General features: G+C 55.2%; 8 protein-coding genes. 4 read left to right on the plus strand and 4 right to left on the minus strand.

The features are described 5' to 3' along the window. Window positions 1-12 precede the first annotated feature (12 nt). On the plus strand, window positions 13-2,709 hold the full coding sequence (locus AAGD24_RS11595) for a tetratricopeptide repeat protein (RefSeq protein ID WP_379865156.1): 2,697 nt from the start codon (window positions 13-15) through the stop codon (window positions 2,707-2,709). 9 nt (window positions 2,710-2,718) lie between these two features. Beyond that, complete coding sequence (gene xrtA / locus AAGD24_RS11600) at window positions 2,719-4,218, plus strand: exosortase A (protein WP_379865157.1); 1,500 nt, start codon at window positions 2,719-2,721, stop codon at window positions 4,216-4,218. On the opposite strand, the gene AAGD24_RS11605 is transcribed toward xrtA, so the two are convergent. The 4 genes from AAGD24_RS11605 to AAGD24_RS11620 form a co-directional block, all read right to left on the minus strand. Then, complete coding sequence (locus AAGD24_RS11605) at window positions 4,187-5,113, minus strand: formyl transferase (protein ID WP_126812492.1); 927 nt, start codon at window positions 5,111-5,113, stop codon at window positions 4,187-4,189. The genes xrtA and AAGD24_RS11605 overlap by 32 nt on opposite strands. Before the next feature lie 24 nt (window positions 5,114-5,137). Next, window positions 5,138-6,256 (minus strand): GNAT family N-acetyltransferase, encoded by a 1,119-nt coding sequence (locus AAGD24_RS11610; RefSeq protein ID WP_126812491.1) that lies wholly within the window; start codon window positions 6,254-6,256, stop codon window positions 5,138-5,140. 21 nt (window positions 6,257-6,277) lie between these two features. Further along, window positions 6,278-7,180, minus strand: a complete 903-nt coding sequence (locus AAGD24_RS11615) for a cupin-like domain-containing protein (protein ID WP_085680486.1) — start codon at window positions 7,178-7,180, stop codon at window positions 6,278-6,280. Window positions 7,181-7,252: 72 nt separating this feature from the next. Beyond that, a complete protein-coding gene (locus tag AAGD24_RS11620; protein ID WP_164732119.1) occupies window positions 7,253-7,855 on the minus strand; it encodes a GNAT family N-acetyltransferase in 603 nt (200 codons plus the stop codon). 255 nt (window positions 7,856-8,110) lie between these two features. Between AAGD24_RS11620 and AAGD24_RS11625 the strand changes: the two genes are divergently transcribed. Together AAGD24_RS11625 and AAGD24_RS11630 are read left to right on the plus strand one after the other, a co-directional pair. Beyond that, window positions 8,111-14,800 carry an amino acid adenylation domain-containing protein gene (locus tag AAGD24_RS11625; protein WP_379865160.1) on the plus strand — a complete coding sequence of 2,230 codons (6,690 nt, stop codon included), beginning with the start codon at window positions 8,111-8,113 and terminating at the stop codon, window positions 14,798-14,800. Continuing rightward, window positions 14,797-19,302, plus strand: coding sequence for an amino acid adenylation domain-containing protein (locus tag AAGD24_RS11630; RefSeq protein WP_379865162.1), 4,506 nt, complete (start codon window positions 14,797-14,799; stop codon window positions 19,300-19,302). Before AAGD24_RS11625 ends, AAGD24_RS11630 begins: the two co-directional genes overlap by 4 nt. Window positions 19,303-19,318 lie beyond the last annotated feature (16 nt).

Genomic DNA, 19,318 nt, shown 5'->3' on the forward strand with positions numbered 1-19,318 from the left:
AGGACCAGGGCCATGAAGCCAGTTTCAGCAGTACGTGCCACCCTCCTCTCAGTCGCAATCTCATTCGCTCTCGCCGGTTGTGGCGACAGCAATGAGATGAGCCAGGACGACATCCAGTACCTGAGTCATATCGACCAGTCACGTTTTTTCCAGCGTCAGGGTGAACTCAAGGCAAGCACACTGGAAGCCAGGAGCGCGATCGAGCTTCAACCGGAAAAGATCGAACCGTATTTCCTGATCGTCAATAATCTCCTCAAGGCAGGCGATGCGGCCAATGCCGAACGGCACCTTAACCAGATCCTGGAGCGCCTCCCTGCAGAGCAGATCGATGCAAAGGTTCAGAACCGCGCCAGCCTGATCCTCGCAGAAGCCAATCTGCTTCAGGAAGATTTTGAAGACGCCCTGGCGGCTCTCGATGACATCACCTCCCCGGACCGACCGGTGGAAACCCAGGCGGCACTGCTGGAAGGCCAGATTTACCTGGCATCCAATGAACTTGAAAAAGCCCGCACTGCGTTCAACAGAGCACGGGAAATAGACTCCGGGGAAGTTGAATCGGTGATAGGACTTTCGAAAACGGCGTTCGCCGGCGGCGACGTATCGAAGGCCCGAAAACTGGTCACCGAGGCGGAAGAGGTCGATGAGGCGAATGGTGAATTATGGCTCTGGAAGGCCGAGCTCGCCGCTTCTCAGGAAGAGTGGCAAAAAGCGGAAGATGCCTATATCCGGGCCCTCGAAGACATCGGTCAGTACGATGTAATGACCCAGCGCAAATACGCCACGATTTCGTCCCTTATTCGCGTCCTTAGAGCCCAGGGGAAGCAGTCAGAAGCTTTCGTATACGAAGAAATACTGGCCAAGTCCGCCCCCGGTACGATCAAGAGCAACCTGATGGCCGCCCAGGCGGCAGTGGAACAGGGTGACCTCGATGAGGCCGCGCGTTATCTGGAGGAAGTCCTGGCGCAAGCTCCCAACCATGAACAGACATCGTTGATGCTCGGCCTTGTCCGGTTCAGGCAAGGCCGGGTAGAGGATGCTGAAAAGCTGCTGGCACCCATCGCAGAAGCGGGAAATTCAGAAACCGCCAGCAAATTACTGGCCGCCGCACGGCTGCAAATGCGAAATCCAGAAGGCGCCCAGGCCATACTCTCCAATCTGGAGGACAAAGACTCCGATCCGGAAACGCTTGCCATGGTGGCCATTGCCACGCTTGCCAGCGGCGACCTGAAAACGGGCGAAACGCTTATGGACAAGGCCCTGGCAAGCAACCCCGACAACCACCAGCTGAGGCTACGGTATGCGACCTACCTCAACCAGCGGGGTGAACATGACCGGGCGATCGCCGAGGCAACCCGGGTTCTTGAAAGCGCCCCTGAGTTGGAGCAGGCACGCAGCGTCATCGTTGAGGCTCAGGCTCGCTCTGGCAACATGGACGAGGCCGTAAAATCCGCCTCTCAGTGGATTAAAGAAGCTCCTGACAGTATCAATGCCCTGATGACCAGGGGAAGCCTCGCAGCCACCGCAGGCAATGTGGACGCGGCTAAAACAGACTTCAACAAGGCCAGGGAGAAAGCGCCAGAATCACCAGCACCGCTGATCGCTCTTGGTAGACTGGCGCTGACTCAGAGCGATCAAGCGGAAGCGCAGAAGCAGTTCCGGGCAGCAGTCAGGCTCGCCCCGGATAGCCGCCAGGCGCTTCAGGGGCTGGCGACCGTTCTGGATCGCGAAGAAACCACAGGTTTCATGCGGGAGATTCTCAAAGAGAATCCGGAAGCGACCGGCCCTCGCCTGATTCTGCTAGAGGTTGCCCTCATGGATAACAATCAGCAGGAAGCGGACGATTTAACCGCCTCCCTGCTGGAGCGAAACGAGCAATCGACCCCATCACCCGCAACGCCCTTCGTTGCAGGCATCTATAGCAGCGCAGCAACCGCATTTCAGAGCTCGGGAGAAACAGCCCGGGCGGCCGCTCTCCTTGACCGGGCTCGCGCACTGTTCCCGGACAACCAGGACATCGCTCTTCAAGCCGCTCAACAAGCCTTCAACGAAGGCGAGGAAGACGAAGCGCGGAGAATTATTCAGGAAACCAAGCAGCAACACCCGGAATCTTCTGCGCCCTACGTAACGGAAGCCGCTTACTTCGAACGGCAAAAAGAGTATCAGCAAGCGGCTGAACTCTACCAACTCGCCCTCGACAAGCGCCCCAGCGCCGAACTCGCAAATGGATACGCGACAAACCTGCAACGATCCGGCAAGGCACAGGAAGCACTCTCTTTCCTTGAGTCCGCCCGCAAAACGTATCCCGGCAGTAACCAGCTGCTTCTTACGCTGGCGCTGCTGCAGCAATCCGAGGGCCAGTATGAAAGCGCCAAGTCGAATTATGAGACCCTGCTTGAAAGCGCACCCGGCAACGTTGTGGTGCTAAATAACCTGGCCTGGATCTATCACGAAAATGGGGACAAGCGGGCAATCGATCTGGCGAAGCAAGCCTACGAGCTTAGCCCTGGCAACGCGGCAGTCGCGGACACCTACGGATGGATCATGCTCAAGGCCGGTAATCACGAAGCCAGTGTACCCATTCTCGAAAAGGCCCATGAACTACAACCGGAGTCGGAAGAAATTGCACTGCATCTGGCAGAGGCGTATCGAAGCGTAGGCAAAAATTCTGCAGCAAGGAAAGTGCTGGAAAAATTTGGTGGCCAGGGATAAAAGGAACTTATGCACACGGTTACAGGATATTCCCGGCAGTACCTGTGGTTGCTAACGGTGCCTTTGCTCGTCTTTGGGCTTTGGGCTGAATGGCAGACCTTTTTTAGCCTCTGGTACGACTCCATCATCTACAACCATGGATTCCTGGTGCTGGCCGGCACCCTGTTTTTGCTTTACCTGAGAAGGGAGTCTCTGGCTAAACTGCGCATCAATGCCTCTCCGCTGCCCTTATTCCTGCTGGCCGGTGCCAGTGTCATCCTGCTGCTGTCTCAGGCAGCGGACATCCGGGTGTTTCGGCTGCTGTTGGTTCCCGTGCTTGTTATTTTCTGGGGTTGGTCCATTTGGGGAAAGGGATTCCTGAAAGCCGCCGGCGGCCCGATTATGCTGCTCATATTCGCGGTACCGGTTTGGGATGACCTGTCTCCCCTGCTCCAGCACATCACCGTTTTCTTCAACAATATCTTCCTTCAGTTGGCCGGGATACAGGCCACCATTAAGGAATTCTACATCATGCTGGAAGTGGGCACCTTCCTGGTCGAGGACGGATGCAGCGGTGTGCGATACCTTATGGTTGCGCTCTTTCTCGCCAGTTTCTACGGGCAGCTCCACTACCGCTCATATATGGCCACGGTCCAGCTTGTCCTCATCTCCGCCTTACTGTCGATGCTGGCCAACTGGATTCGGGTCTTTGGCATTATTGCGGCCGGCCATTACACCAACATGGAAACCTCGCTGGTTGAAGACCATGAACTCTTCGGCTGGGTGGTGTTTGTTATCTTTACCCTGGTTCCTCTTTTCTATATCTCGGGGAAGCTGGACGGCACATCATCAGAAAAATATGGAAACACCAATCCTATAGACAGTCCAGCGCCGAAGCGGACGTCCCCTACCTGGCCAGTCATCGCATCTGCTCTATTAATATGGCCCGCCTTGGTGCCTCTGGCACTTCATGCAAAGACTGAGCGTGTGGCTCGCTCGTGGAGCCCATCATTATTCGAGTCAATTCCGGGGTGGCAAGGTCCACTCAAACACGCCAACATCTGGCGTCCAGACTACAAGAAGCCTGACATCGATCTGAGTGGTGTATACGTGTCAGATAATCTTCAGCAGGTGCAACTTCAGATCATCGGGTATCGCATGCAAACCCAGGACAAAGAGCTGATTGGTTATGGCAACGAACTTTTTGACCGCGAGGATTGGCAGCTCGTTTCCCAGTCACATCAACAATTAGATATAAATTACTCAACAGGTTTGGAAAGCGTAAACGAAACAATCGTCAGGCGCCGGGAAAGTGGCGAGCAGATCGTTATTTGGTCCTGGTTTGATGTTGGCGATACCCTCACCAATTCGCGGGTCAAAGCGAAGATTACCGGCTCTCTTAACAAGATCACCGGCGACAGCCGGGGGGCACTTTGGGCACTAGCGGGGCGGTGTGAAGGTGAAGAAATTGCGGACTGTGACCAGCAACGGATAGCATTCAGCCAGTTTCTCGAGAGTGTTCAGCGCTAGCGGCCGCTTGTTCCAAATCACGCATTTCGCTGAACTCGTTGATCAGAGCGGCTGTTATCCGCTGATCACGGGTTGCTTTATCGGCAAGGTAATCTGAAATCACGCCGCCTCTAATACGCTGCCAAGTTGCGCGCTTCACCTTGACGTCAAACATGTTATTCAGATATAGGCGCCCCCTAGCATCCAGCTTGGTTGCCTGGCACCGCGACTGCTCGATATCCGACACAGCGCGAACCATCATCTGCACTCCCAGCCTTGCCACTTTCTCGCACAGGCTGTTCGGATGGTCCCCCTCTTCGATGTCTGGACGTCCCTGATAGATCACGTCACCATCGTCCACGCCCTCCGCAACGAAGTGCACGGTAGCGCCCACGCACTCAGGCTCCCGGTTGTGTATCGCCCATTCCGTGGTGAACAACCCTCGGTAGAACTGAGAGAGACCTCCATGAAGATTTAGAACGCCATACTTCGAAATCGACAACGTATCCGCTTTTAGAATAGAAGCTCCGCAAACCGCAATAACGTCCGGATACAGGTTTCGAATCCAAGTTTGGTATTTAGGGTCATTGATAGCATTCACACCCTGCGTGTGCAATACCTCCACCCCCTCTCCAACCAAGAGAACACGGCCCTCTTCGCCGAAGTCCAGAGAGTTTTCGGTATCGTTATACGGTTGGCGTGGCTCAATAAAGCGCCTGTCCAATACATCCAGAACTTTCTGAAAGAATTGAACGGGCGTCGAGGCGTACTTCATCGCCTTTCTGACCAACGACGACGAGTCTCTTTCCGGTGTTTGATTCTCAACAACAATACCCACTACATTCAGCATTTTGGCGAGCTGATTGGCGAAATAAATATCAGGTTTATCAGGACTGACAATAACCACGGTCCGCATCGGTTCAACCTCCCGTTTATTCCGTTAAGTGGGTCGTGCTTTTTTCCCGCGCTTTCTTAGTAATCGCTTCACAATCGGTATAACTGAATATTCAAGCCAATACAGCCAACGTAATTTCCAGCTATCGCCAAACACCTCAACGGTACAAAAAACCTGATAAACCGACGTCCAGTTGCTCAGATACCAATAATCGTCTGCGCACGTATAGTACTGCTCTACGTCACCTCTTTGGAACAAGCGCTTCAGAGCGGTGTATTCAAGAACGGAACCAGGAGAGTAGAAGTTATAAGCTTCATCAAAATCTGCGCGGATGGGATAAACGACGTTGTCGCAATTCAGGTGGAGCTCAAAGGCGACCGGTCTGTCGCTGTCGCGAATTATCCATGCTGTTAACAGCCCTGAAGGCCCAAAGGATTCGATCAGGTTGAACAAAAATTGACGGCTGCGATGGTGGGACTTTAGATCGTTGCCAACAGACGACTTCCAGCTGTTAGCAGAGACTTCAACCAAGTCTGTCACGATCGGTTGGTCTGTGGCTGTAATGGCTTCTTCACTGATCGAAAAGTCGGGATTCTTTTTAAACCGATTCAACTTGTGATTGAGACTTTTCTTTAATTTCCTGGGACGGGAGCTGTAAAAATCCTCCCAAGATCTGTCGACACGGATAACCGGCGTGTGCATGCTCGGTTTCTCGCCAACTCTTTCATGCCCGGATATAGATCGATCGAGCAGGAAACGTTTTAGCTCACTATTCTGGTGGATTTTGAAGAAGACGCCAATTTCGGTGCCAGTGACTCCAGTCAGGGTGGCGAATACTTCTACGCGATCCAGGTCGTCAAGCCTTGAGTCAACAATAACGGAGCAATAAGGAGTGTGGCCATTGGCGGCCAACTTCAGGAGCGTCACCGGAACCCCCCTGTATCGCTCGCTTGTCCTTACAAGAGGGGCAACTCCAACCAGCGCACCATCCTTGTACGCACATCTAAACTCCAGTTGCATGTTTTCTGAAAAGGCGTGCCACCAGGCAAGGAGCCAGGCGTGAGTTAACGGCAATGGGACGGGGTCCAGTGTCGACAGAAACTCATCCCATTGTGGCTTTATCCGGTCGAACGCTTCCTCCGTTCTGATAACTCTTAATTCCACAATATTGGTGTTTCCTGGGGGCTAGGCTGCAGACAACTTGTGTTTCACCTTGCGAAGCTGGTCCAACACATCGATAGCGCGCCGTTTGAGCCAGAAATTAAGCAGAGGTTGTTGCAACCAATCCCTGGCTCGGTTCTGCAACCAAAAATAGTTAACCGACACGTTGTAGCCTTCCGCTTCGATAAAATGCCAGGTTCCGGCAGGAATAAAGAGCGCCTGCCCTTCCTCCAGCCAGCCGGTAATGCCTTTTGCGTTTCCTAATTTTGGAAACGCTTCCAGGTCCAGCTTCTGGCAATCAATCTTGCTGTCCACCACCCGGTTCTCCAGCAACGCTCGTATATTGAACGGGCTGTATGGGTACATGCAATCACTTTGATCTGGCGGGAACAGAATGAACCGCTTGCGCCCCTCCAGCATCATCAGGAGGCTGTGGGTTTCATCATAGTGCAGCAACGAGGTGTTCCCGCCAGACCCGATGTACAAATTAGACACCCTCAAGCAGGATTCCGGCACGAACGCCGGCAAAGAAACGGACACGCCATCCGGGAGTTCTTCCGAAACGCCACGCCCTCTTAGTGGTTCCTGCGCATATCCGTTCCCGTTTGTGCGCATTATCGCATCGAATTCCGTCATAGGGACGCGTTCAAAGCCAAGATAATGGTACATACCGTCTTCGGATTTTCGCTGTATGCGAATCGTTTTAAAGGTATCTTTAAAAAATTCGTAGTTCCAATCCCGAGTAAAAGGCAGCGATTCCCGAACTCCACTTAACAACAGCGGCTGACGGCGAACAATATAAGGAAGCAATCCATCCTGGTCAGTCGGAAAAGGAATGGTTTCAACACGGCTTTGCCCGGCGAGATCAAATAAGCTCATCGCAACATCCCTGCTCATTTTCTTAATAACAAATTTACCATATTCCATAGATAAAAAAGCTGCAAGCACTAACTAAAGGAGACTGTTAAAACAGGCACTTTCATCCAAATTCAAGCCGAACTAGTTATTGGGAGTTTGCAGGTTCAATCCGTCGAACTGAGGTTGCGCCCGAGTTACTTGCCGTCCTTTAAACGCAATACTAAACAGTACCGACCCCATGACTCGAACACTGATATAGTTGAACCTATGTTTGAAACCAGCCTTGACCAGTGCCTTTCTGGAAGCTCTGTTGCCGGTATCGACAGTGACCAGCGCCTCGGTGGCGGTATCACGATGCGCTCTGAGAATTCCATCCAGCAATGCCTGAAAATAGCCCTGCCCTCTGAATGCGGGCTCTGTGGCACAATCCCAAATGTAGAATGCCCCCTCGGGCACACGCAGGTAAAGGTTGTGCACAACACTAACACGGGTCCCTGAACCGGCAACCCAGCCCCAGGACACAAGTCGCCTACCGACAACAACCCCATACAGATCATTACCCTGACAGGTTCTCCGCTGCAGCTCGGCAGGTGACACAGGCAACTCTGAACGCCTGCCATTGACCTTCACTATCTCCGGAGCTGGCTCCAAGACTCTGGAGTTTGATGAAACACTCCACGCAACGTCCCGAGAAAGCAAAATACTGGATTTGACCTCAACCAAGCTTTTCAACCACAGTTTCAATGGCCTTAACCAACGCTTGAGGGTTGCTAGTGAACGTATTTCCCTGGTCATTAATACCTGCCGAAGTATGAGTTGGAAGGGGATCTGAAACCTGCTTCGAATTACGTTTCAATAGTAAACAAAGACTGCTATATTTTTTACGTTGAAGGGAAGCAAAAAAGAAAGCTTCGGACTTTTACGTCTAAAGGCTATCAAAAACTGCCTCGCACCTTCACAGGATATTATAGGTACGATTGTCAAACAGGATGTTTTGTCATGACCGCCAGCAGTAGTCAACAAACCGTCGTCTCCCGTTTTATCGAAGTTTCTCAGAACTACCCCGGTCACACTGCTGTTACCTGGCAAGACAATCAGACCTGGAGAGAGCTCACTTATTCTGAATTATTCGACAAAGCCCGGGCGATTGCCAGCGAGTTGGCAAGAGCAGGTGTAGAAGAAGGCTCTTCGGTCATACTTCCGTCAGAAAGACACCCCGACTTATGCGCCAACTTATTGGGTATACTTTTTTGTGGCGCTCATTACGTATTTATTGACGCTAATTACCCAAAAGAACGTCAACATTTCATCACTGAAGCTGTATCTGCAAAGTTTGGAATTAATGCTCCTGGATCTGATTTACTTAATCACCTTGATATTTCATGGATAAATACCCGTAATTCCCCGCAAAGTAACGTGGAAATACCGGATATCCCTGAAAACAGCGAGAGGCCAGCCTATGTCATGTTTACCTCCGGCTCGACCGGAGAGCCCAAAGGTGTGGTGGTACCCGACCGCGCAATACTTCGGCTGGTCACCAGCACCGATTTCATATCATTTTCACCAGAGCAGACGTTCCTTCAGTTATCAGCCCTGAGTTTCGATGCTTCCACGTTGGAACTCTGGGGCCCCCTACTCAATGGTGGCACCTGCGTACTACACCCAGAGACCGGCGTACTGACACCCAATTGCATCCGGGACGTTATCCTGGAGCGTGATGTCAGCACTCTATGGCTTACTGCCTCGCTGTTTAACACGTTCATCGCCGAATACCCTGACTACCTCAAGCCTGTTAAACAGTTATTGACAGGAGGCGAAGCGCTTTCAGTGCCACATGTGAGGAAAGCACTCGAACACCTGCCCAACACTGCCCTGCTCAACGGCTATGGGCCCACCGAGAATACAACGTTTACCACCGTATTCCCGATACCCAGGCCGCTGCCGGAAGATATCAAGCGAATTCCTATTGGGTTTCCCATTCCCGGTACCCAATGTGCTCTTGTCGATTCAGAGCTGAACATTCTTGAGGGTCCAGATCAGACCGGTGAACTCATTGCCTTCGGCGATGGCCTCGCACTGGGTTACCTCAACAGGCCGGCATTGACCGCTGAGAAGTTCATTCAGGTGAAAGCCAGTGACGGCCGGTCGCGAACCGGCTACAGGACAGGCGATCTGGCGCAACTCAACGACGATGGTAGCTACGATTATTTAGGCAGAATAGATAAGCAGGTTAAAATCGACGGGCACCGCATCGAGCCAGGCGAAATCGAGTACCAATTGAACAACCTTGAGTTCGTCACAGAGGCTCGGGTCGTTGTTCGAATTGGACCACAAGGACAGAAGCGACTCGCCGCCTACCTGGTGTCGGAATCGGGCTTCAGCACACAATCCGTCCGCCAGGCGTTGGCTGAGGTTGTCCCGGCTTACATGATTCCCCACTTTATTGTCCAGGTGTCCGAATTGCCGAAGAACAAGAACGGCAAACTGGATGAAGCCTGCCTTCCGGACCCATACGCTACGGCTCCAAAAGACGCCCCACAGGCCTCCAGAGTCACCAAAGACCGCATCCAGGAAAGCTGGAACACCATACTGAACCGCCCGGTCGAAGATACCGACAACTTCATGGATGCCGGCGGCACCTCACTAGAAGCCCTGAAACTCGCAACCCTGCTGGAACGCACCTTTGAGGTTGAGCTCAGTGCCACGTTTGTGTTCGAGCACCCGACGATCCAGCAGCAAGCGAATTTCTTTGCAACCCGTTCCAGTGCTGACGACATTGAAGCATCGGCACGGCGCGGCGACAGGAACAACAACGAGTTTGCCATCATTGGCATGGCCTGCCGCTTTCCCGGCGCCAACAATCTGGATGAATACTGGCAGAACCTACTTGCGGGCAAGGAAACCGTCAGTTTTTTTACCGATGACGAACTGAGCCCCGACGTCAGTGCAGAAGAACGCTCCAATCCTGCGTATGTAAAAGCCAAGGGTATTGTCGAGGGTTACGACCGCTTCGACGCCAAGTTCTTTGGTATCTCACCGATAGAAGCCCGGGTGATGGATCCGCAGCAGCGTATTCTCCTGGAACTGAGCTGGCACGCCCTTGAGGACGCTGGCATTCCTCCGGGCGATGCCCAATATCGCACCGGCGTGTTCGCTGGTATGAACTGGGCTCGTTATTACCAGCAGTATGTTCTGCCAAATAAGGAGATTATTGATAGCTACGGTGTTCTCAACTGTGGTCTCGCCAACGAGCCCGACCTGCTGAGCACCCGCATCTCCTATAAGCTGAACCTGAAGGGCCCAAGCATCAACGTCTTTACGGCGTGTTCCACGGGACTCGTCGCAGTGGCACAGGCCTGTGAAGCGATCGACAACGGCCAATGTGAGCAAGCCATCGCCGCAGGTGTGTCCATCTCGACGCCAGTGAAGCGCGGGTACGCCTACCAGGAAGGCAGCATGCTCTCGAAAGACGGCCATTGCAGGCCTTTCGACCAGGACGCCACGGGAACCACGTTCAACGACGGTGCCGGCGCCATCGTCCTGAAACGTCGAGACCTGGCGGAACGGGATGGCGACACTATCTACGCCGTCATCAAAGGCTATGCAGTAAATAATGACGGCGAACAGAAGGCCAGCTTCACCGCACCCAGTGTGGCCGGCCAAGTCGCTGTTTATAAGGATGCCCTTGCCCGCGCTGCCATCGAACCTTCCTCCGTGGGTTTCATTGAAACCCACGGCACTGCGACGCCCCTGGGCGACCCCATTGAAGTGTTGTCACTGAGGCGCTGTTATTCCTCAGAGAATACCCGGGAGAAAACCTGCGCGATCGGTTCTGTTAAATCCAACATCGGGCACGCCATCCATGCCGCCGGCCTGGCTAGCCTGATTAAATCCACTCTGGCCGTCCGTGACAACAAGATACCGCCCACATTGTTTTTCCAGACCGCAAACCCGAAGCTGGAACTGGAGAAGTCCCATTTTTACGTCAATACGGCAGTGGAGGCCTGGAAGTTGCCCTCCCCCCGCCGGGCGGCAGTTACCTCTCTTGGTGTGGGCGGTACCAATGCCCACGTCATCCTGGAGGAATACGTTCCCGGAAAGGCGCCCGAGCTGCCTAAAGAGATCACTCCAGAGCGCCGTTTCCCGATACTGCTATCGGCCAAGAGCAAGCCCTCACTGGAGCGACAGATCGCCCGGTATTGCGACTACTTCAGCAACCGGAAGGATGCCCTGCTGCCGAATGTGTCCCATACCTCGATCCATGGTCGCAAGCACTTCGATCATCGGGCGATCGTGTTCGGCGGTGACCTGCCCTCCACCATGGAGAATCTCGGCCAGGGTGTGTCCTTCGCCAAGGGCCAGGCTGGTAACAACCCCAACCAGAGTGTCGGTTTTATGTTCTCTGGCCAGGGTACCCAAGCCAGACATATGGGCAAGTGGCTGTATGAGAACTCCAGCTCTTATCGGGAGACCTTTGATCGCGGTTGCAAGATCGTACTGAAAACCAGTGGGGTGGACATACGCGGCACCCTGTTCGCCGAAGGCGACCAGAACGCCGATGACAATCTGCTCAACCAGACTTCCTTCGTGCAACCGGCCCTGTTCCTGCTCGAATTCGGACTGGCAAACTACCTGAAAGAGCATGGCGTTGCGCCCTCGTTTCTGATCGGGCACAGCATTGGCGAATTCGCCGCCGCTGCCCTTGCAGGCATCTTCAGTTTTGAGGACGCCGTGGCTCTGGTTGCCACCCGGGGCGCCCTCATGCAAAGCATGCCGGCCGGAAAAATGCTCATTGTGCGGTCAAACCCGGATGACATCGAAGAACTCGTTGGCCAGCGGGCTGAGGTGGCTGCGGTGAATGCGCCTGGCCTTATGGTGCTCTCGGGTGAGCAGGAGGCCATCAAGGCGATCTCCGCCGAATTGTCCGAGCGGAAGATCGCCAGCACTATCCTGCAGACCAGCCATGCGTTCCACTCGTCGATGATGGACCCCATTGTTCCCGAGTTCGAAGCATTCGTATCCACGATTCAACGGCAGGCGCCCTCCATCCCTATCTATTCAACCATGACGGGCGCACTGCTGACGGATGAGGAGGCGATGTCGCCCCGGTACTGGTCGCAACAGCTCAGGAACCCGGTGCTGTTTTCCAGCTCGTTACAGGCTCTCAGCCTCCGTCATGAAAACGATGGCGAACGAATCAGTCTCCTGGAAGTCGGGCCCGGCAACACCCTGGTCAACCTGGCGAATAGCCACCGGGAGCTTGAAGGTATTCACGCCTATCCCGCTCTCACCAACAAGGGCACCGACGAGAACGCGGAAAATGACATTTACCGCAGTATTGGCCAGCTCTGGGTCGATGGGTACGCCCTGGACTGGAACCGTTACTTTGAGGGGCTGTGGGTTTGCAAGGAACGGCTCCCGGGCTACGCGTTCTCGGACGACTCGTTCTGGCTCGGCCCGGTCAACAACGACCCCGCAAACATGACCAACAGCGTCGCCCCTTCAACGGCGGCAGCTTCGCAACTGTCTCATCTGGCTAATCCGGCAACCCCGGTTACACAGGACGTTAAAATGTACTCAAAACAGCATTCCGAAAAAATCCGCGCCGATGTCATGGCCATCATTGAAGACGTCTCGGGGTATGAACTGGGCGACGCAGACCCGGCCTCACACTTTAGTGAGGTTGGTCTGGATTCGTTGTTGCTCACCCAGGTTGCGACTGCATTGGAGCGGCAGTTTAAACTCGGGATCACGTTCAGACATCTTGTGGAAGAATACACCTCCCTGGAACTGATCTCGGAGTTCATTGCCTCCCAGGTTGAGCCCGAGGTCGTAACCCAGGCCGCACCACCGTCTCAGGAGGCAGCTGGTCAGCCTCAGCCTGCTGATGGCAGCCAAATGTCCATGCCCTCCGGTGTTGATTTCAGCACTGCAATGCCCACTTCCGGTGGCCATATACAGGATATCGTGAATGCGCAGTTGCAGATTATGCAGATGCAACTTCAGGCCCTTGGGCGACAGGGGGCTTCAACGGCGCAGAGTGTTCCGCAAACCCAACAGGCAGCCGCATCCACGCCAGCGCCCGCTGCCGCTGCAAACAAGGAACGGGCAAGCGCCAACGAGAGCGCCGACGACACACTCAGTAAACCGGCCCACACCCCTGGCACTCGTATCACACGGGAGAAAACCAATACCGAAGTCACCTCCGCACAGCGGGAATGGATTGACCGGTTGATGACGAAATACCAGGAAAAATACGCAGGGTCCAAGAGCTACACGCAGAAGCACAGGAAACACCTGGCCGATCCGAGAAGTGTTTCCGGCTTCAATCCGGGCTGGAAAGAAGTCATTTTCCCGATTGTCACGGTGGAGTCGAAAGGATCGAAACTCTGGGATATCGACGGCAACGAGCTTATTGATACCTCCAACGGCTTCGGCCCGATTCTGTTCGGGCACTCACCGGAATTCATTTCCAACGCTGCCAAGGCCCAGATTGACCGCGGCGTGGAAACCGGTCCGCAATCCCCTTTGGCGGGAGAAGTCGCTGAACTCTTCTGTGAACTTACCGGTAATGAGCGATGCACCTTTGCCTGTACAGGCTCTGAGGCAAACGTGGGCGCTCTCCGGGTTGCCCGCACGGTCACCGGGCGCACCAAGGTCGTGGCGTTCGAAGGCTCCTACCACGGCATTCACGATGAAGTGGTCATGCGGGTCGGTAAAGACCACAAGGCTCTTCCCGCCGCACCAGGAGTGCCCAGGGAAGCAACCTCAAACATGATACTCCTGCCCTGGGGCGAGCAGAGCAGCCTGGATGAGATCCGAAAACTGGGTGACGAGATCGCCGCTGTACTGGTGGAACCGGTGCAAAGCAGGAAGCCCCAGTTCCACAGCAAGGAATACATCCAGGAAATTCGCAGGATTACGGAAGAAAACGGCGTCGCGCTGATTCTCGATGAGGTAGTAACCGGCTTCCGCGTTGGCCCCGGCGGTATTCGCAAACGCTTCGATGTTGATGCGGACATGATGACCTACGGCAAGGTCGTCGGCGGCGGCTATCCCATCGGCATTATCGCCGGCAAAGCCAAGTACCTGGACGCGATGGACGGGGGCTATTGGGAGTTTGGCGATGATTCCATCCCCGAGCAGGGTGTGACCTTCTTCGCCGGAACCTTTGTGCGGCACCCGCTGGCCCTGGCAGTTGCCAAAGCGGTACTTACCAAGATCAAGGAAGACGGCGATTCGATTTACCCGGCGCTGGAAGAAAAAACCACCGCCATGGCCAGGGAAGCCAAGGCCTTCATCGAGCAACTGAAGTCCAATGTCTGCTTCGAGGAGTTTGCCTCGCTGTTCTACATTTCCATTCCCCCGACGTCTCATTGGGGGCACCTGTTGTTCCTGTCGATGACGCTCGACGGCATCCACATCCAGCAGTACCGTCCAAACTTCCTGACAACCCAGCACTCCACCGAAGATGTGAAGAAAATACTGCAGGCGTTCAAGTCGGCCCTGGCGAACCTCATCGTCAACGGCCTGCTCGAGGGCGACCAAGTGGCGGCCAAGAAGTATCTGAGTGGCAACAGCAGCATTCCCGCAGGTGCCAGGCTGGGAAAAAATGAGAAAGGAGAGCCCGCTTACTTCATTGAAGACCCAGACAATAAAGGCGCATATGTGGAGGTGGGCCGCCCATGAGTTCCGCCAGCTTCAATCCGTTCGCCGGTGGTGAACTGTTGCGGGTTGCTCCCGCAACAGGGCCGCAAAGGGAAATCATCGCCTCTGCCCAGTTTAGCGACGTTGCCAACACCGCCTTTAACGAGGCCGTATCCGTTAAGCTTTCCGGCAACCTTGATGTCAATCTGCTCCGCCAGTGTTTTGATGACCTTATCGCAAAGCACGATATTCTGAGGGCAACGTTCTCCAGGAACGGCACGGAAATCTGCCTGCACGACACCTCCACATTCCAACTGGAGGTGGAAGACCTCAGTGGCGGCACTCCGAGCGAACAGGAAGCTGCCATTAGAGATCTCTGGAAGAACATCGCCATCTCCCCCATGAATCTGGAGGAAGGCCCTCTCCTGTTCGCATGGCTGATGAAGCTCGACAGCAACACCCACGAACTGGTGCTGGCCGCCCATCATATTGTCTGTGACGGCTGGTCAATCGGACTGATGCTGACCGAACTGGCCGAATCCTATGGCAGTCAACGCACGCAATCGGACGACAGCGGAGCGGATATCTCCTTCTTCGATTACGCGGAAATGGTGGATTCCAAAGAAATCAGCAACATCGACAACGACTACTGGATCGATCGTTTTGCCGAAGTACCGCCAAACCTGGACCTGCCCCTGGATTACCCGCGGCCCCATTTTCGAACCTTTGAGGCGACGCGGCTGGATTACCGGATAGACCCGGAGCTTGCCAAACGCCTGCCCAAGGCAGCGGCCGCTATGAAAGTCAGCATGGTGAACATGGTGTTGGCGAGCTATTTTGTGCTGCTGCATCGCCTGACATCCAGCGACGACATCGTGGTGGGCCTCCCCGTTGCAGGCCAGGCCACACAGAACCGACTGAAGCAGGTTGGCCACATGGTTCACCTGCTGCCAATCCGGGCCCAACTGACCCCGGACACGCGGTTTTCTGAGCTGTGCAAACAGGTCAAGTCCGAAGTGCTCAATGCCTCCGAGCATTCAAACTTCACGTTCGGCAAGCTCATAGAAGCGATCAACGTCGACCGCACCCGTGTTCCGCTGATCAATACCATTTTCAACATCGATCAGCCCCTGGAGTCCATCCAGTTCGGCGATATAGAAGGCAAAGTCCGGACCGTGCCCCGCGCAGCGGAGAACTTCGAGATGTTCCTGAACATCCTGCCGTCGTCCGACAGCCTCACCATCGAAGCCACTTACTCCACGGCATTGTTCAGCGAGGCCACCATCGTGTCCTGGCTTGAGGCCCTGGAAAGGATACTGGCGACCGCCACGGCGGATGTTGAGATTGCCGTGGGTAGCATTGCCCTCGCGGAACAGGAACCGAACGTGGTTCAGCGCGCCAACGACACCCAGCGCGACATGCCCCATGGAACGGTCATCGACGCCCTGCAGCACCATGTCTCAGCCACGCCCGATGCCTTCGCATGCGCGTTCGGTGACCGTAGCTGGACCTACCAGCAGCTCGATGAACGCAGTAATGCCGTGGCCGCCAGCCTTGCCAACCAAGGTATTGCGGCCGGCAATACGGTGGCGGTCTGTGTCGAGCGCTCGGACGCTGCCCTGGCCGCTATTGTCGGCATCCTCAAGCTGGGTGCGATTTACCTGCCCCTGGACCCGGACTTTCCGGAGGCTCGATTGCAGTACATGATTGAGGACTCGGAAGCTTCCGCTGTCATCGTCGACTCACAGACGCCTGCGGCCATCGCCGGCGTGAACCTCCTCAAAGTCGATATCAATGAGGCAATTGAACCGGCGTCAGCCGAAGCGTCCCCCGTGCCACCGGTAAGAATCGACCCGGAGCAAACGGCCTATATTATCTACACCTCCGGCTCCACCGGAAAACCCAAGGGCGTGCTGGTTCCTCACCGGGCTCTGATTAACTTTCTTGAGAGCATGTCGGACAAACCCGGTTGCACAGCCAATGACCGGCTTCTGGCGGTCACCACCTTCTCCTTCGACATCTCCTTCCTGGAGCTTTTGTTACCCCTGACTCAGGGCGCCACAACCGTGATCGCCGACAAGGACAGCGTAAAGGACGGTGAAAAACTGCGCCGGCTGATTCTCGATCACCAGATATCAATCATGCAGGCAACCCCGGCAACCTGGCGCATGCTGCTGGATACGGACTGGCGGCAGGATGGGGTCAGGATGAAGGGGCTCTGTGGCGGGGAACCACTGCCCCAGGATCTGGTGCGGGATCTGCTCGGGTGCCTGGACGAACTGTGGAATATGTATGGTCCGACGGAAACCACCGTCTGGTCCACTTGCCACCCATTGCGCCTGACCGACAAACTGATCTCCATCGGCAAACCTATCCACAATACCCAGGTGCACATTCTTGACCGGGAACGCAATCCGGTGCCCCTGTCCTGCCCTGGCGAGCTGTACATCGGCGGCCTTGGGCTGGCAACGGGCTACCACAATCGGCCCGATCTCACCTCAGAGAAGTACATTGACCATCCCCTCCACGGCAGGCTGTATGCCACCGGAGATCTGGCGAAATGGACTCCCGATGGCAACCTTCAGCATCTGGGCCGCATGGACGATCAGGTGAAGGTTCGCGGCTACCGCATTGAATTGGGTGATATTGAGTCCGCCCTCGCCGCCTGCGCTGACATTAAATCCGCCTGCGCGTATGTCTGGGAACTGGCACCGGGCGACGCACGCATCGTTGGCTGTGTGGTTTCGGAATCCGGAGACGAGCCCAATGTGGTGAGCATCCGCAAGGAACTTCGAAAACTGCTGCCAGCGTACATGATCCCCCAATACATCATTGCCATCGATAGCATCCCCCTGAGCCCTAGCGGCAAGATGGACCGGCGGCGCCTGCCCAAACCGGAACTTCGAGAGTCCAGTATTCTCAAGGCCTCCGCCTTGGCAAACCAGACCGAAGAGATGATTGCCGATGTCTGGTCGGACGTACTCAATTCCAAGTCCCGGATTGTACGCGAGGATAACTTCTTCAGCCTGGGCGGGCACTCATTGCTCGCGCTGCAGGCCATCCGCAGGATAGAGAGCCAGACCGGCATCAAACTGACCCCGGAAGACATCGTAGGGCTCAGCCTGAGTGAAATCGCCGAGAAAGTCTCCCACAGCACGCCGGCCTCCGCTGGGCACGAAGACTCACCGGCGGATCTGCCCACGGCCCAGCGGCGCTTGCTGAGCCATGAACAGACCCGGCTGCTGCTGCGGCAGCTGTCCTACCCGGACAACGTGTGTAACAACCTGCCCGCGTCCTGGTTCCTCGAAGGCAACCTTGATATTGATACGTTCACCCGTAGCCTGATCAAGGTTTTCGAGCGCCAGACTGCGCTGCGAACGGTCATTACCCAGGTGGATAGCCGCTACCAGCAAGGCATCCTGCCAGTGAAGCAGGTCCCCGTACTCGATGTTGTGGACCTAACCGGCGAGGATAACCCCGAGCAAACGGCGCTGAAACGCTCACGGGACCTGGCGTTCAAACCCTTCAAGGTGCTCGACCGGCCGCTGTTCCGCTCCACGCTGTTTGTGCTGGGCGATGCCCGCTACCACTACGTGTTCGTGCCACATCAACTGGTCTTCGATGGCTGGTCGTTTGATATCTTCCTCAAGGAACTGGAGGACACCTATCTGGTACAAAGCAATACGGAACGGGAAAAGGCCAACAAACTGGCGTTCGAGTTCCGGGATTACGCTGAGTGGTCAATTGAAAAAGGTGCGTCGACAGAGGATGTCGATTACCACAGGGCCAAGATTGCCGGCGTCCTGGAATCCGGGGCCCGCGAGAACGAGAACGACGCCAAACCCAACCAATGTGCCCGGGAGACCCTGAACTTCCCGGAAGCAAGCCTGGCGATGGTGGAAAAGGTGGGTAATGAACTCGGGCTCAAACTTCACGAGATCCTGTTCTGCCTGTTCGCGGAGACCATCTCCCGGTCGCACAAAGACAACCGTATTGTGCTTGGCGTGCCCACGTCCGGCCGTCAACGCGCCGACGTGATCAACCTGATAGGCAGCTTTGTGACCACCATTCCCTGTTTGCTTCAGGCGCCATCGTCCAGCTTCCGGGAACGCATTGCCAGCCTGGGCGACCAACTCAGGGAAACACTGGATCATCAGACGGTGACCTACGCTGATATCGTCCGTAACACGCCTGCCGAGAGGGAGCTGTTTCCGGAGTTTGTCCAGGCCAGCTTTGCTTTTCAGGACATCCGCAACCGGCCAACCTCCATTGCCGACCTGGCGCTCAGGCAACTGGACCTGCCCCGGCTGAACACCGAATACCCGGTGGAGTTCTGGGTGCGGATCCAGCCTGTTGGTTTCATTGGCGTGTTTGACTACAACGAGGCTTCTGTTGATTCAGAGACGGTACAGTCGCTCAAGGAGACCTTTGCCGGACTTGTTGCGGACCTTGAAAGACTTATCAATGAGGTGCCCTCAGAACCAAGCCAGTCAAAAACACCGGTCGCCAAGAAGCCGTTCTGGAGGAAGCTGTTTCAGTCATGACGGGAAGTAACGGGCA

The sequence above is a fragment of the Marinobacter sp. M5B genome (genome assembly GCF_042604615.1).
GTDB classification, from domain to species: Bacteria; Pseudomonadota; Gammaproteobacteria; order Pseudomonadales; family Oleiphilaceae; genus Marinobacter; species Marinobacter salarius.

Excerpts from the sequence above, each read along its gene's own strand:
- AAGD24_RS11595 (WP_379865156.1), top strand. The coding sequence starts at position 13 with ATGAAGCCAGTTTCAGCAGTACGTGCCACCCTCCTCTCAGTCGCAATC.
- AAGD24_RS11625 (WP_379865160.1), top strand. The coding sequence starts at position 8,111 with ATGACCGCCAGCAGTAGTCAACAAACCGTCGTCTCCCGTTTTATCGAA.
- AAGD24_RS11615 (WP_085680486.1), bottom strand. The coding sequence starts at position 7,180 with ATGGAATATGGTAAATTTGTTATTAAGAAAATGAGCAGGGATGTTGCG.
- xrtA (WP_379865157.1), top strand. The coding sequence starts at position 2,719 with ATGCACACGGTTACAGGATATTCCCGGCAGTACCTGTGGTTGCTAACG.
- AAGD24_RS11605 (WP_126812492.1), bottom strand. The coding sequence starts at position 5,113 with ATGCGGACCGTGGTTATTGTCAGTCCTGATAAACCTGATATTTATTTC.
- AAGD24_RS11630 (WP_379865162.1), top strand. The coding sequence starts at position 14,797 with ATGAGTTCCGCCAGCTTCAATCCGTTCGCCGGTGGTGAACTGTTGCGG.